The sequence below is a fragment of the Idiomarina zobellii genome (assembly GCF_900100855.1).
GTDB classification, from domain to species: Bacteria; Pseudomonadota; Gammaproteobacteria; order Enterobacterales; family Alteromonadaceae; genus Idiomarina; species Idiomarina zobellii.
On the sequence record NZ_FNCB01000012.1, the window covers coordinates 54,425 to 68,377 of the forward strand.

A 13,953-nucleotide genomic window follows, 5' to 3' on the forward strand; every position below is an offset into this window, starting at 1 on the left:
TCTGCGTTACTTTATTTTGTCGAAGCAAATTTCGATGTAAGCTTTGCCGGCAACGTGGTTGAACGGCATTATAAGCTTGGAGCCTTCCGACTTGTGTGAAATGGTGTGGTCTTTTCCTGAGACAACTATTGGTGTGGCCATGTCAAAGTCATAACCGTTTTCCCCAAGAGTTTTTTTAGCGCCTCCAGTCACCATATTGGTAATTTCACCTACCATGTCGCAAACGTCTTCATTAATGCTGTCTGGCAGTTCGCCAAGCATCTTATTCATGATTTCGCAAGCAAGGTTCTCTTCAAAAGAAATCGAAAAAGATCCCTTAACCTGAGGACCGACCATGCCGATAATCCCCGATACATCGCCACGGGCATACTCATCTTTTTTTAACTGAGCCTTCCCAGGTTTCAATTCCATTTGAGCCATCATCGACAAGACATTTTGCAACGCTTGAAGAAATGGGTTTACAAACTCGGCATTCATTATTTATTCCTTACTGTCTTTCTGGCAGTTAATGGTATCAGTTCTGTTTTCATCCGTTAATATCAGGCTGCGGTTACCGTAACTATCAACAACATTGACAGTGTTTACTTGAGCCGAAAAACTGTCGAATAACAATGTATTTGATACTTCCCATCCGCACAGATTTTTTTGCTTAGGTAGCTCTTGGTAGACCCATATTTTCTGATAGTCGGCTTCAAAACCAACCCACTTCAGGCTCGCTTCTTCGCCTTTGGTGTTTTTGACTGAGAAGTTATCAGTGACCCATTGCTGTAACACAGCCTCTGCGTTTTCTTGATCTAGACTAAACCGCTCGCCTGTTAACTTGCTAAGCGCATGCTGAACGTCATGTAACGTATACTGATGAACAAACTCAACGGCTCCGGTGTTTTGGTTACTGCTTATCTCGGTTAGTCCAAAAAAATAGCGATGTGCTAACGCAGGAAGCGTCAGCACAACACAGATTACTAGGGCGAAAACTTTAACTTTCATCGTCTGACTTCAACTTCTCATCATAACGCTCCATTAAACTGTCTTTACGGTCGTCGCGCTTGAACAGTTCAATTCTTGATGGAACGGCACGTGCCGGCCAGTAGTTATTGGTCGTATCGACGTCGGCAGTTTCCCAGTTCGGGTCAATGACTACCTGAGTTAAGGTTTTATCGCGTATTAATAGCTTACTAACCTGCTCTGGAGAGCGGCGCCATATCTCCGCTGGAATGCGAACATGTTCTTTACTGCCATCTTCATAGTGCAAGTCGAGCAAAATAGGCATAACCAAGCCGCCTTTGTTTGAAAAGTCGAGCACATAGAAGTTACTGCCATTTTCGAGCATTGCTTTTTGCTCTTCGTTCAGTCCTTTTAACAGTTCCTGGTATTCGTTTCTATCAGCATTTGTGACGGTAAACTCGTCATTCTCGTTATAGAAATCGGCCAAGTGGGGCTGTTGATGAATTTTATAATTGACATCGGCATTACGCTTAGTCGTCAAAGAAGTTGGCTCTTGTTCTTTTTGCTCACGCTGCCACGCTTTTTCTACTTCAGGATCTTGAGTGTTAATTGTCAGTAAATGCACTTTATCCAGTGAAATATCGACATGTTCTGTCGAGTAGAACCAGCCCCGCCAGAACCAGTCTAAATCAACGCCGGATGCATCTTCTAATGTTCTGAATAAATCCTCTGGGGTTGGGCGTTTGAACTTCCAACGGTGAGCGTACTCACGGAATGCGAAATCAAACAACTCGCGGCCGACAATGGTTTCACGCAAAATATTGAGAGCAGTTGCAGGCTTACCGTAGGCGTTATTGCCGAATTGGAGTATCGACTCTGAGTTGGTCATTATTGGCATTTGGTTAGCGCTTGCCATATAACGGGTAATATTGCGCGGCTCACCCCGCCAGGACGGGTAGTCTTTTTCCCACTTTTGTTCAGCCAGGAACTGTAGGTAAGTATTAATACCTTCGTCCATCCAAGTCCACTGACGTTCGTCGGTATTCACTATCATTGGGAAATAAATATGACCAATTTCATGAATGATAACTGAAATGAGCCCGTACTTAGTACGCGCTGAATAGTATTTCTCTCCGGATTCTTCATCGACGTAAGGACGAGGCCCGTTGAAGGTTATCATTGGGTACTCCATACCACCGACTGGTCCATTTACAGAAATAGCGACCGGGTATGGATAGTCAAAGCTATAGTCGTTGTAATGTTCAATGGTATGAATAATCGAGGCTGTCGAATAGCGCTCCCAAAGCGGGTTCCCTTCTTCAGGATAAAATGACATTGCCATGACATCAGTGTCATTCTTTTTATAGCCCTGTGCATCCCAAATAAATTTGCGAGAAGAAGCCCAGGCAAAGTCGCGCACTTTGTCGGCTTCGAAAATCCAGGTTTTGGTGTCGTCTGTGCCTTCCTTTTCGTTCTCTAAAGCTTCTTCTTGAGTAACTATTTTGACAGGCTCACCTGAATTACGGGCTAGCTCTAAACGCTGACGCTGGGTCGAAGTTAGCACCTCATTCGGATTTTGTAGAACGCCGGTTGATGCGACAACATGGTCGGCAGGAACGGTAATTTCAACACGGTAGTCACCAAACTCTAGTGCAAACTCACCGTTGCCAACAAATTGTTTATTCTGCCAGCCTTCAACATCGTAGTAAGCAGCCATGCGAGGGAACCACTGTGCCATTTCATACAGGTAGTTACCATCGTCTTCGAAATACTCGTAACCACCACGACCACCGAGCACGTCGGCTTCGATGATGTTAAAAGCCCAGTTGATATTAAAAGTGACGCTTTCACCACTTTCTAACGGCTCGTCTAAGTCCAAACGCAGCATTGTGTCGTTGACATAATGAGAGAGTGGCTCACCGTTGTCATAGCTAATTTCTGTCAGCTCGTACCCTGCTGGAAAACTTTCCTGGGTCATCATGCTTTCCATACGGGAAAAGCTAATTCGCTCAGGCTTGCTGGTGCTGTTTGACTGGGGGCCTATGGAGTCTTTGAGGAACCGGTTTTGGTCAAGCTGAACCCACAAATAGCGCAAAGTATCAGGTGAGTTATTGGTGTAAGTGATGGTACTTTGAGCAGTAATGCTCTGATTCTCATCATCCAACTGTACTTTTATATGATAGTCAGCTTCTTGCTGCCAATACTCGTGCCCCGGAGCACCAGAAGCTGTGCGATAAACGTTCGGACTGCGAAATTTATCGTCATTCAGCTGACGAAACTTATCTTCAAATGCCTGAGCATGGCTTGCTTGGCTAGTCGCCAATAAAACCGTCGCCGTTAGCGCATATTGATATAACTTCATAGTAAAGACCTGTTTAGTTTTTATTTTAATGGCATTTAGTGCACAAGCCATGTGCTTCTATCGTTTGCTGTTCAACCTTAAACCCTTGAGCTTCGGCCTGGTGCTTTAGCTCGTCGTAGACCCCTTCAGATTGAATTTCCTGAACATCACCGCAAGAGTCACAAATAAGCATTTGCACTGGGTGTTGATGATCGAAATGCGTACAGAGAACAAAGCTGTTAGACGACGTTATTTTGTGAACAAAACCCTGTTCCTGAAGAAAGTCTAACGCTCTGTAAATGGTTGGAGGTTTGGCGTTGGGTATCACTTCCCGAAGTTGGTCGAGTAAGTCATACGCACCAATGGCTCCGGACTGTTCGGCTAAAATAGTGAAAACCTCACGTCGGGCGGTGGTTAGCCTTGCTCCTCGTTTCTGACAAAGAACTTCAGCTTTTCGAATTAGTCGTTGCGCTTCTTGACGAGTCATTAGCCTGGATATTTAAAAAAAGTTAAAGCCATTGTAGTGAGTTTTGTGGTTAAGTGAAAGGCTTTTACCTTAAGTCGGGACACGACTCATCCTTCCTAATTTCTGTGCTGATATAAGCCTTGGTTTACGATAGAATAGGGCGCTCAGTTTGGCAGTAGTAAATAAGGAATACCGGCAGTGGCAACAGCTTACAATTACAGACTATCAGTGGCCCCGATGCTGGATTGGACCGATCGCCATTGCCGTTACTTTCATCGTTTACTCACGAAAGAAACCCTGCTTTATACTGAAATGGTGACAACAGGCGCAATTATACACGGTAAACAGGACTTCTTAGCTTATAACGAAGAAGAGAATCCCGTGGCTCTGCAACTTGGCGGCTGTAATCCTGAAGACATGGCTCGATGCGCAGCTTTAGCTCAAGAGCGTGGCTACAATGAAGTTAATATTAATGTGGGCTGTCCATCTGACCGTGTTCAAAATGGTAGCTTTGGTGCTTGTTTAATGGCAGAGCCTGCAGCTGTCGCAGACTGTGTAAAAGCCATGAAAAAAGCAGTCGATATTCCGGTAACCGTCAAAACTCGGTTGGGTATTGACGACCATGACAGCGATGACTTCCTTTATGCGTTCACTGACTCTGTTGTGGACGCTGGAGTTGACCAACTGACCCTGCATGCTCGAAAAGCCTGGCTTCAGGGACTTAGCCCTAAAGAAAACAGAGATATCCCAGAGCTGCAGTATGACCGGGTTTATAAAGCCCAGGAGCGCTATAAAGGCTTTCCTGTTGCAATAAATGGCGGTATTAAAACAACGGAAAGCATTGTTAACCATTTACGGAATGTCCATGGCGTGATGGTTGGCAGAGCGGCTTACCAGAACCCTTGGCTATTAACGTCTTTTGACGAAACTCTCGGTAGCGTGGCGAACTCAGTTTCCCGTGAGGAGGTCGTCGAAGCAATGATCCCTTACGTTAACAAGCATATTGCCAGCGGCGGTAGAGCTTGGCATGTTGTCAGGCATATGCTTGGGCTTTTTCAGGGGCTTCCCGGGGGCAAGCGTTGGCGGCAGTATTTGAGCATTAAAGGCCCCAAAGCACAAAGCGGCGAGTCTCTTTTAAAGGGCGCCCTGGACTTTAAAAATGATCACAAAAAACCGATAAGCGAATTAATGACATAAAAGCTTAAACCTCATTTGGAAACTCACTAATAAGTGGTAATTCTCACCACTCCCCCTCTCATCTCTAAAGCGCCAAAATATAAATAAACTAATTAAAAACAAAAGCTTATAAAATTGGCACAACCTTTGAATTAGTTTTAGCGACTTAACTAACGCAATGACTAAATCAAAGGAGAACCTCATGAAAGCGTTAATTATCGGTGCAGTCAGTGGTGTTATGTTGTTCAGTTCATCAGCTTTTGCTTCAGACAAGCAGGAGATGTCTTTGTCGGAAGAGATACAAACGCAAGTCACTCAAATGACAGTAGAGAGTTTGCAGTTAATTAAAAACTCGGCGGTAGCGTCACTACAAGAGTGGGCGGCAGAAGTATTTTCTTTAGAGGCAACTGTGGTTGCTGAGTCATCTAAAGAAGAGCTTCCGGAAGACAATAAAGCAAAGCAAATTCAGTAGGGTGACGCATGATTATCTTTGAACCCTGGTGGGTTGGCTGGTTAGCAGCTCCGGTAATAGGTACGTTAATTATCGGAGCTGCAATGGGATTGAGCGCATCAATGATGCGACAAGGTTAGACTTTTGCTAATCTGCGTGTATCTCTAAAAACAATAATGAGGAATACGCATGTTAAAGTCATTACTTGCCGCATCCATTTTGGTTGCTGTAACCGGTTGTGCAACGGCCAGCCAATCATCATCGAACGAACAAGAAACCCAATATCAAGCTTCTGAAAAAGCAGTCAATTTGGCGCATGAGTATTTGCTCGTGGATACGCATATTGATGTTCCGTATCGCATCCGTGACAAATGGGACGACGTATCTGTTGCAACCAAGGACGGTGATTTCGACTACCCAAGAGCGGTTGAAGGTGGTCTCGATGCGCCATTTATGTCCATTTATATACCAGCCTCTTATGAAGAAAGTGGTGGCAGTGTTCAGTTGGCACATGAACTAATCGATGGGATGGAAGCATTGGTTGCGCGTGCCCCTGATAAATTTGCGATGGCATATAGCACTGACGATATTCGTGCGAATAAGGAAAAAGGCTTAATGTCGATAGCGTTGGGCATGGAAAACGGAACCCCCATAGAAGGTGACTTGGATAACCTACACATGTTCTATGAGCGTGGTATTCGCTACATTACGTTGGCTCACTCGCTGTCAAACCACATTTCAGACTCATCGTACGACATACGCCGCCAATGGGATGGTTTAAGTCCTTTTGGTAAGAAGCTCGTCAAAGAGATGAACAAAGTGGGGGTGATGGTTGATGTCTCTCACATTTCAGACGATGCGTTTTACCAGGCTGTTGAAATTAGTGAAGTGCCTGTCATTGCCTCTCACTCATCGTTACGTAAGTACACACCAGGTTTTGAGCGTAATATGAGCGACGACATGCTTAAAGCTTTGGCTGAAAATGAAGGTGTGATTCAAATTAACTTTGGCTCGTCATTTCTTGCGGAACAGGCTAACCGCTACCGCGACATGATGAAAAAACGTATTAGCGCCGTGAAAGAGCAGTATGGAGCCGATAGCGAAGAAGCGAAGCGTCGCATCGCTGACATTGAAGCAAATAACCCGTATCCGTTCGCAACACTGGAAACGGTACTGGACCATATTGACCATGTAAAAGCGCTTATTGGTGTTGAACACATTGGGGTGGGCTCTGATTACGATGGAGTAGGGGACTCTCTCCCGGTTGGATTAAAAGATGTTTCAGACTACCCAAACCTGGTTCAGGGACTGCTTGATCGTGGTTACTCTGAGAAAGAAATACAAATGATTCTCGGCGAAAACTTAATGCGTGTTTGGAAAGCGGTCGAAGATTACGCTGAAGGACACTAATTAAGAGCTTTTAAGCCTTGACACAAGGCCGCGAATCCGTATAATTCGCGGCCACTCCATGAATTTTTAGCGAAAGCTTTTTATTTATTGGGGTTCGACAACAGTCCCGATTGGGGACTGAACGGTTGACGTAGAATATCGCACCCCCGGTATGTGCCAGGGAGGTTGCGGTTTTCTGTGCTCTTTTTTAAATGCTCTTTTTTATTGAGGCTTTGATTTATTTATGGCTAATCAAAGAATTCGGATTCGTTTGAAAGCGTTCGATCACCGTCTGATCGACCAGTCGACTGCAGAGATCGTAGAAACTGCAAAACGCACTGGTGCTCAGGTACGTGGTCCTATCCCACTGCCAACACGGAAAGAACGCTTCACCGTGCTGACTTCCCCACACGTGAATAAAGACGCGCGTGACCAGTACGAAATCCGCACCCACAAGCGTCTGATTGACATCATGGACCCAACTGACAAAACCGTAGACGCGCTTATGCGTTTAGATTTGGCAGCTGGTGTTGATGTACAAATCAGCTTGGGTTAAGTGGGCAGTAATAGGATTACACACGAGAGGTTTTAACAATGGCTATAGGTCTAGTCGGTCGTAAAGTAGGAATGACGCGTGTCTTCCAGGAAGACGGCGCTTCTGTTCCTGTTACTGTGATCGAAGTGCTGGCGAACCGTGTGACTCAGATTAAATCTGAGGAAACAGACGGTTATCGTGCCCTTCAAGTGACCACAGGCGAGAAGAAAGCAAGCCGTGTAACCAAGCCTTTAGCGGGTCACTTCGCTAAAGCTGGTACTGAGGCAGGTCGTGGTCTTTGGGAATTCCGCCTGGAAAATGGCGAAGGCGAAGACTACGCAGTTGGCGCAGAACTGACTGTTGAAGTTTTGGCAGAAGTTAAGAAAGTAGACGTTACTGGTACTTCAAAAGGTAAAGGTTTTGCTGGTGCTGTTAAGCGCTGGAACTTCCGTACCCAGGACGCTACTCACGGTAACTCATTGGCTCACCGTGCGCCGGGTTCAATCGGTCAAAACCAGTCGCCTGGTAAAGTATTCAAAGGCAAAAAAATGGCTGGCCAAATGGGTAATGAACAAGTCACTACGCAATCACTTGAACTCGTTCGAGTTGATGCAGAGCGCAATCTTTTATTAATAAAAGGTGCGGTACCGGGAGCAACCGGTGGTGATGTTATCGTTAAACCTGCGGTCAAGGCATAACGTCTGAGGAGAATAGTGATGGAATTAACATTGAAAGACGCAAAAGGCGGTCTTGAGGTTTCCGAAGCTACCTTTGGACGTGAGTTTAATGAAGCCCTTGTCCATCAAGTAGTTGTAGCATACGCTGCAGGTGCTCGTCAGGGCACTAAAGCTCAGAAGACTCGTTCTGAAGTAGCAGGTGGCGGTAAGAAACCTTGGCGTCAAAAAGGGACTGGTCGTGCTCGTGCGGGTACTATCCGTAGTCCAATCTGGCGTTCTGGTGGTGCAACGTTTGCGGCTAAACCGCAAAATCACACCCAGAAAGTTAACAAGAAAATGTACCGTGGTGCGATTAAAAGCATCCTTTCAGAGCTCATTCGCCAAGAGCGTTTGGTCGTTGTTGAGAAGTTTGGTGTTGAAGCGCCAAAAACGAAGCAACTGGCTGCGAAGCTTAAAGAAATGGATATGAATGACGTTTTAATCGTGACCAAAGAAGTTGATGAGAACCTATTCTTAGCGTCTCGCAACTTGCATAAAGTCGACGTGCGTGACGTTCAGGGTATCGACCCTGTCAGTCTGATTGCTTTCGAAAAAGTATTGATGACTGCAGACGCCGTCAAGCAGCTTGAGGAGGTGTTATCATGATGCGCGAAGAACGTTTGCTTAATGTGATTGTAGCACCTCACGTTTCGGAAAAGTCGACAATGACTGCTGAAGGCAACAACACTGTTGTATTCAAAGTTGCTGTTGATGCGACAAAAGCCGAAATCAAAGCAGCTGTCGAAAAACTTTTTGAAGTTGAAGTCAAAAACGTACGTACCGTCAAAGTTAAAGGTAAAACCAAGCGTACCGGTTTCCGTTTCGGAAAGCGTAACGACTGGAAAAAAGCGTATGTTGCCTTGAAAGAAGGTGCTGACATTGACTTCGCTGGCGGCGCTGAGTAACAGGAGGAATAAACATGGCTGTAGTTAAAAGTAAGCCTACGTCTCCGGGTCAACGCCACAAGATAAAAGTCGTTGGTCAGGATCTGTACAAAGGCAAGCCTTACGCACCATTGCTGGAAAAGAACAGCAAGTCTGGTGGTCGTAACAATAACGGTCGTATTACGGTTCGTCATATCGGCGGTGGTCACAAGCACCATTACCGTATTATCGACTTTAAACGTAATAAAGACGGCATTCCTGCAAAAGTGGAGCGTATTGAATACGATCCGAACCGTTCAGCAAACATTGCTTTGGTTCTGTATGCAGACGGTGAACGCCGTTACATTTTAGCGCCTAAGAACTTGAAAGTGGGTGACCGCATTCAATCTGGTTCAGATGCGCCTATTAAACCAGGTAACACTTTGCCAATGCGTAATATCCCAGTGGGTAGTGTTGTGCACGCTGTTGAATTACAGCCTGGTAAAGGTGCGCAGATGGCTCGTTCAGCTGGTGCATATTGCCAAATCTTGGCTCGTGATGGTGCTTATGTAACCATTCGCTTGCGCTCTGGTGAAATGCGTCGTGTTCAAGCTGAAGGCCGCGCTACTCTTGGTGAAGTTGGTAACGCAGAACACATGCTGCGTCAATTGGGTAAAGCTGGTGCAAACCGCTGGCGTGGTATTCGTCCTACCGTACGTGGTGTGGCGATGAACCCAGTTGATCACCCACATGGTGGTGGTGAAGGCCGTACTTCTGGTGGTCGTCACCCAGTAAGTCCATGGGGCACGCCGACCAAGGGCTACAAAACCCGTAAGAACAAGCGTACTGATAAGTTCATCGTACGTCGTCGCAACAAATAAGAGTTGAGGATTAAACATGCCACGTTCTCTTAAAAAAGGTCCATTTATAGACCTTCACCTGCTAAATAAGGTGGAGAAAGCGTTGGAAGCCGGGGATAAAAAGCCAATTAAAACTTGGTCCCGTCGTTCAATGATCATCCCTGATATGATCGGTTTGACTATCGCTGTTCACAACGGTCGTCAACACGTTCCGGTTTTCGTTTCAGACGAAATGATCGGTCATAAGCTGGGCGAATTCGCACCAACCCGTACTTATCGCGGCCATGCTGCTGATAAGAAAGCGAAGAAACGGTAAGAGGTAGAGAGTGATGGAAGCAATTGCTAAACACCAATTTGCCCGCGTTTCTGCTCAAAAGGGCCGTTTGGTCGCAGACCAAATCCGTGGACTTCCAGTAGAAAAAGCACTGGATATCCTGGCATACAGCCCAAAAGCAGCTGCTGGCTTAATTAAGAAAGTTTTAGAGTCAGCAATCGCGAACGCGGAGCACAACGAAGGTGCGGACATCGATGAGCTGAAAGTTGCTAAGATCTTCTTAGACGAAGGTCCTACAATGAAGCGCATCAAGCCACGTGCGAAAGGCCGTGCCGATCGTATCTTTAAGCGCACCAGCCACATTACTGTGGTCGTGTCGGATAGCTAGGAGATAAATTATGGGTCAGAAAGTACATCCTAATGGTATTCGCCTAGGTATCTCCAGACCATGGAATGCAACCTGGTATGCGAATACAAATGAGTTTGCTGATAACCTACACAGTGACCATCAGGTACGTAAGTTCCTGACAAAAGAACTGCGTAACGCATCAGTATCTCGTATCGTTATCGATCGTCCTGCGAAAAGTGTTCGTGTGACAATTCACACTGCACGCCCAGGCGTTGTTATCGGTAAAAAAGGCGAAGACGTAGAAAAGCTACGTAAACAAGTTCAGAAATTGACTGGCGCACCGTCGCAAATCAATATTTCTGAAGTACGTAAGCCTGAACTGGATTCACAGCTTGTTGCTGATAACATTGCTGGTCAGTTAGAGCGTCGTGTTATGTTCCGTCGTGCAATGAAGCGTGCTGTACAGAACGCTATTCGCTTAGGTGCTAAAGGTATCAAAGTTGAAGTTAGCGGTCGTTTAGGCGGCGCAGAAATCGCACGTACTGAGTGGTATCGTGAAGGTCGTGTACCTCTGCACACATTACGTGCGGATATTGATTACTCGACTTCAGAAGCGAACACCACTTACGGTATCATCGGTGTGAAGGTCTGGATTTTCCGTGGCGAGGTTTTAGGTGGCCTGCCAACAGAAGAAAAGCCAGCTCCTAAGCGCGGCAAAAACCGTAAGTAAGGAGAGACGATATGTTACAACCTAAGCGTACAAAATTCCGTAAGGTTCACACAGGCCGCAACCGTGGTCTGGCGCAGTCTGGTAACAAAGTCAGCTTCGGTTCATACGGTTTAAAAGCAACTGACCGCGGTCGTATGACTGCACGTCAAATCGAAGCAGGCCGTCGTGCAATGACTCGTCACGTTAAGCGTCAGGGTAAAATCTGGATCCGTGTATTCCCAGACAAACCTATTACCAAGAAGCCTTTAGAAGTTCGTATGGGTAAAGGTAAAGGTAACGTTGAATACTGGGTTGCTCAGATTCAACCAGGTCGCGTTCTGTATGAAATGGACGGTGTTCCTGAAGAGTTGGCACGTGAAGCGTTCCGCTTAGCGGCACGTAAACTGCCTTTCAAAACAACCTTTGTGACTCGGACGGTAATGTGATGAAAGCAAGTGAACTGAAAGAAAAAACCGTTGAGCAGCTGCAAGAAGAATTGCTGAACCTACGTCGTGAGCAGTTTAATCTGCGCATGCAGGCGGCAACTGGTCAGCTGAATCAGACTCACATGATGAAACAAGTGCGTCGCAATATCGCACGTGTTAAAACCATCTTAAATGAGAAGGCAGGTGCGTAATGGCTGAAGAAAAACGTGTTCGTACTCTGCAAGGCAAAGTTGTCAGCGATAAGATGGATAAAACCATCACTGTAGCTGTTGAACGTCGTGTAAAGCACCCGGTATACGGGAAGTACGTCACGCGTACAACTAAGGTACACGCGCATGACGAAGACAATCAAGTTAAACAGGGCGATACCGTGATTGTTCGCGAATGTCGTCCTCTGTCTAAGAACAAATCTTGGACATTGGTTGAAATTGTAGAGCGTGCAACTGTTGTCTAAACGCAGATAACGAAGTAGAAAATAAAAAGGCCTCCCTTGCGGAGGCCTTTTTTTTGATCTAAGCCTTTACTTAGTAAGTACAAATATCTGAATTTAAAATAGAATTATTTCAGATAAATAGCGTAGTTATTACGCCTTACCTGTAAGGAGACATCTATGTCAAAAAGTCTTTTTTTCGCAGCTACCATGCTTGCTGCGTCTCCGGTGCTTGCGGCTCCGCAAGACGAAGGGTCTGTTAAAGATGAGATTCAAGCATTAAAAGAGCGTCTGGCTGAGCTTGAACAACGCCTAGCCGAGAAAGAACAAGAGGAAAAGGAAAAAGTCGTTGTTGTAGAGAAACGAAAGGTCTCAGAAGACGCGACGGTTGACGAAAAAGCTGAAACTCGCACCGTTGCCTATGATACAGGTGTTCATGCACGATTAGATAAATTAGAGAAGAAAACTGAAGAGAACGAAAACTGGCCTATTAAAATTCATGGTGCGGTGCGTTTTCAATATGAATACAACGACTACAACTCAGGTAATGAAAACAGGGGCGGTGACTTAGACTTTGATATTTTCCGCCTTAACTTCGATGGTGAAATTGGTGACGTGATTCTTTCTGCAGAATACCGTTGGTTCCATTATATGGACGTGGTCAAGCACGCTTGGTTCGGTTATAACTTTACCGACAATTGGCAAGGCCAGGTTGGTGTAGTGAAAGTACCTTTCGGTAATATGCCTTACAACTCACACAGTTACTTCTTTAACTCTACATTCTACGTAGGCTTAGAAGACGAGCATGATAACGGTATTCGTTTGCGCTACCGTAGCGACGACTGGCACTTCGATATTGCTTATCATAAGTCAGATGAGCAGGGTGGCGTTGATGGCTCTACCAGTGACCGTACAGCCCGTTATAACTATGACACTGTAGGTGTTCGAGCTCCGGGACAGGGGGCTTATGATACGCCGGCGCTACCAATTGGCGAGAGTAATAGTTATGCGCTGCGTGGTGCGCATATTTTCAGTTTCAGCGACGATCATAATTTAGAAGTCGGTTTGTCCGCTCAAGGTAACAATTATTACTCCGGAAGTGCTGCTGACGGTTTCTCAGCGCTACAGCAATTTGAAAACCAAAATGTTGGTAACCGCTTCGCGTGGGGCGCGCATGGTAACTACAATAACGGCCCCTGGAATGTGCAACTCCAGTATGCCGATTACGAGTATGACTTAGAGGTTGAGAATACAGGCGTTTATATGGGGGCTTATGCCTACTACGACGCAATTCCAACTGAAGCGAAAATCTACACAGGTAACGTTGCGTATACATTACCGGTAGAAATAGGACCAATTACCAGCCTGACATTCTACAATGATCATAGCATTATTACCGACAAAGCAGGCTATCAAGATGATACTTGGATGAATGTCCTAGGTGTCGCGGTAGCAGCAGGTGGTGGTTTTTATACCTATGTTGACTTTGTTAGAGCGAAAAACCAACCCTTCATAGGTGGTAACATTGCAACCGATGGTGGTGAGGTTAATAACCGCTTTAATATCAACTTTGGTTATTACTTCTAAAAGAAGTCTACTTGAAGAAAAAACCGACTCTCAGGAGTCGGTTTTTTCATGCTCGTAAGCATCACCTTCTTTGCGAAAATCTCTGGTTTTATGGAACATCTTAAGCTCTGTATGTAAAGCCGCCTTGGCCATTATATGAGCGCTAATAGGTGCGGTTAAGAATAGAAAGATAGCAATGAGTAGCTCACTCAAAGACAGTCCATTTTGCAGACTCATTACAATAATTGTGGCGATAACAATACCGCCAATACCGAGGGTTGTGTTTTTTGTTGGTGCATGCAGTCGGGTAAAGAAGTCAGGCAGAACCGCGAGTCCTAAAGAACCGATAAACGCAAAGATTGCGCCTAGTAAGATAAAGAATCCAACCAGCCATTGACTCCATACGGGTAATTCGTTTAATGCATCCATAATGTGAG

At 45.6% G+C, this 13,953-nt stretch carries 20 protein-coding genes; 15 read left to right on the forward strand and 5 right to left on the reverse strand.

Going from position 1 to position 13,953, the window contains the following annotated elements:
• Positions 1 to 6: 6 nt before the first annotated feature.
• The 4 genes from BLT32_RS09995 to zur are packed head-to-tail and all read right to left on the reverse strand — an operon-like array spanning position 7 to position 3,773.
• On the reverse strand, positions 7 to 477 hold the full coding sequence (locus tag BLT32_RS09995) for a chemotaxis protein CheX (RefSeq protein WP_053954193.1): 471 nt from the start codon (positions 475 to 477) through the stop codon (positions 7 to 9).
• Positions 478 to 480: 3 nt separating this feature from the next.
• Positions 481 to 987 (reverse strand): DUF6702 family protein, encoded by a 507-nt coding sequence (locus BLT32_RS10000; RefSeq protein ID WP_053954194.1) that lies wholly within the window; start codon positions 985 to 987, stop codon positions 481 to 483.
• Positions 977 to 3,307 carry a M1 family metallopeptidase gene (locus BLT32_RS10005; protein WP_053954232.1) on the reverse strand — a complete coding sequence of 777 codons (2,331 nt, stop codon included), beginning with the start codon at positions 3,305 to 3,307 and terminating at the stop codon, positions 977 to 979. Before BLT32_RS10005 ends, BLT32_RS10000 begins: the two co-directional genes overlap by 11 nt.
• 25 nt (positions 3,308 to 3,332) lie before the next feature.
• Complete coding sequence (gene zur, locus BLT32_RS10010) at positions 3,333 to 3,773, reverse strand: zinc uptake transcriptional repressor Zur (protein ID WP_053954195.1); 441 nt, start codon at positions 3,771 to 3,773, stop codon at positions 3,333 to 3,335.
• Positions 3,774 to 3,950: 177 nt separating this feature from the next.
• On the opposite strand from zur, the gene dusA reads away from it, so the two are divergent.
• From dusA to BLT32_RS10085, 15 genes are all read left to right on the forward strand, one after another.
• A complete protein-coding gene (dusA, locus tag BLT32_RS10015) occupies positions 3,951 to 4,949 on the forward strand; it encodes a tRNA dihydrouridine(20/20a) synthase DusA (RefSeq protein WP_143020958.1) in 999 nt (332 codons plus the stop codon).
• Between the two features lie 181 nt (positions 4,950 to 5,130).
• Positions 5,131 to 5,400 (forward strand): hypothetical protein, encoded by a 270-nt coding sequence (locus BLT32_RS10020; protein ID WP_053954196.1) that lies wholly within the window; start codon positions 5,131 to 5,133, stop codon positions 5,398 to 5,400.
• Positions 5,401 to 5,568: 168 nt separating this feature from the next.
• Positions 5,569 to 6,789, forward strand: coding sequence for a dipeptidase (locus BLT32_RS10025; RefSeq protein ID WP_053954197.1), 1,221 nt, complete (start codon positions 5,569 to 5,571; stop codon positions 6,787 to 6,789).
• A 223-nt stretch (positions 6,790 to 7,012) separates the two neighbouring features.
• Entirely contained in the window at positions 7,013 to 7,324 is a 312-nt protein-coding gene (gene rpsJ, locus BLT32_RS10030; protein WP_053954198.1) for a 30S ribosomal protein S10, read from the forward strand.
• A 38-nt stretch (positions 7,325 to 7,362) separates the two neighbouring features.
• Positions 7,363 to 8,001: a 50S ribosomal protein L3 gene (gene rplC, locus BLT32_RS10035; RefSeq protein WP_053954199.1), complete on the forward strand. Its 639-nt coding sequence runs from the start codon at positions 7,363 to 7,365 to the stop codon at positions 7,999 to 8,001.
• A gap of 18 nt (positions 8,002 to 8,019) precedes the next feature.
• Positions 8,020 to 8,625 (forward strand): 50S ribosomal protein L4, encoded by a 606-nt coding sequence (gene rplD / locus BLT32_RS10040; protein ID WP_053954200.1) that lies wholly within the window; start codon positions 8,020 to 8,022, stop codon positions 8,623 to 8,625.
• Entirely contained in the window at positions 8,622 to 8,924 is a 303-nt protein-coding gene (gene rplW / locus BLT32_RS10045) for a 50S ribosomal protein L23 (RefSeq protein WP_053954201.1), read from the forward strand. Before rplD ends, rplW begins: the two co-directional genes overlap by 4 nt.
• Positions 8,925 to 8,938: 14 nt before the next feature.
• Positions 8,939 to 9,763, forward strand: coding sequence for a 50S ribosomal protein L2 (gene rplB / locus BLT32_RS10050; protein WP_053954202.1), 825 nt, complete (start codon positions 8,939 to 8,941; stop codon positions 9,761 to 9,763).
• A 16-nt stretch (positions 9,764 to 9,779) separates the two neighbouring features.
• Positions 9,780 to 10,058, forward strand: coding sequence for a 30S ribosomal protein S19 (gene rpsS / locus BLT32_RS10055; RefSeq protein WP_026860408.1), 279 nt, complete (start codon positions 9,780 to 9,782; stop codon positions 10,056 to 10,058).
• A gap of 13 nt (positions 10,059 to 10,071) precedes the next feature.
• The gene (gene rplV, locus BLT32_RS10060) at positions 10,072 to 10,404 is read left to right on the forward strand and encodes a 50S ribosomal protein L22 (RefSeq protein ID WP_053954203.1); all 333 of its coding nucleotides are present in this window, start codon (positions 10,072 to 10,074) and stop codon (positions 10,402 to 10,404) included.
• A gap of 10 nt (positions 10,405 to 10,414) precedes the next feature.
• Positions 10,415 to 11,095 carry a 30S ribosomal protein S3 gene (gene rpsC, locus BLT32_RS10065; protein WP_053954204.1) on the forward strand — a complete coding sequence of 227 codons (681 nt, stop codon included), beginning with the start codon at positions 10,415 to 10,417 and terminating at the stop codon, positions 11,093 to 11,095.
• A gap of 11 nt (positions 11,096 to 11,106) precedes the next feature.
• On the forward strand, positions 11,107 to 11,520 hold the full coding sequence (gene rplP / locus BLT32_RS10070; RefSeq protein WP_053954205.1) for a 50S ribosomal protein L16: 414 nt from the start codon (positions 11,107 to 11,109) through the stop codon (positions 11,518 to 11,520).
• Positions 11,520 to 11,711 carry a 50S ribosomal protein L29 gene (gene rpmC, locus BLT32_RS10075; RefSeq protein ID WP_053954206.1) on the forward strand — a complete coding sequence of 64 codons (192 nt, stop codon included), beginning with the start codon at positions 11,520 to 11,522 and terminating at the stop codon, positions 11,709 to 11,711. Before rplP ends, rpmC begins: the two co-directional genes overlap by 1 nt.
• Positions 11,711 to 11,974 carry a 30S ribosomal protein S17 gene (gene rpsQ / locus BLT32_RS10080; RefSeq protein ID WP_053954207.1) on the forward strand — a complete coding sequence of 88 codons (264 nt, stop codon included), beginning with the start codon at positions 11,711 to 11,713 and terminating at the stop codon, positions 11,972 to 11,974. Before rpmC ends, rpsQ begins: the two co-directional genes overlap by 1 nt.
• Before the next feature lie 156 nt (positions 11,975 to 12,130).
• Positions 12,131 to 13,537: a hypothetical protein gene (locus tag BLT32_RS10085; RefSeq protein WP_053954208.1), complete on the forward strand. Its 1,407-nt coding sequence runs from the start codon at positions 12,131 to 12,133 to the stop codon at positions 13,535 to 13,537.
• Between the two features lie 30 nt (positions 13,538 to 13,567).
• Here BLT32_RS10085 and BLT32_RS10090 read toward each other — a convergent pair whose 3' ends face one another.
• Positions 13,568 to 13,945, reverse strand: coding sequence for a Na+/H+ antiporter subunit G (locus BLT32_RS10090; protein WP_053954209.1), 378 nt, complete (start codon positions 13,943 to 13,945; stop codon positions 13,568 to 13,570).
• Between the last annotated feature and the right edge of the window lie 8 nt (positions 13,946 to 13,953).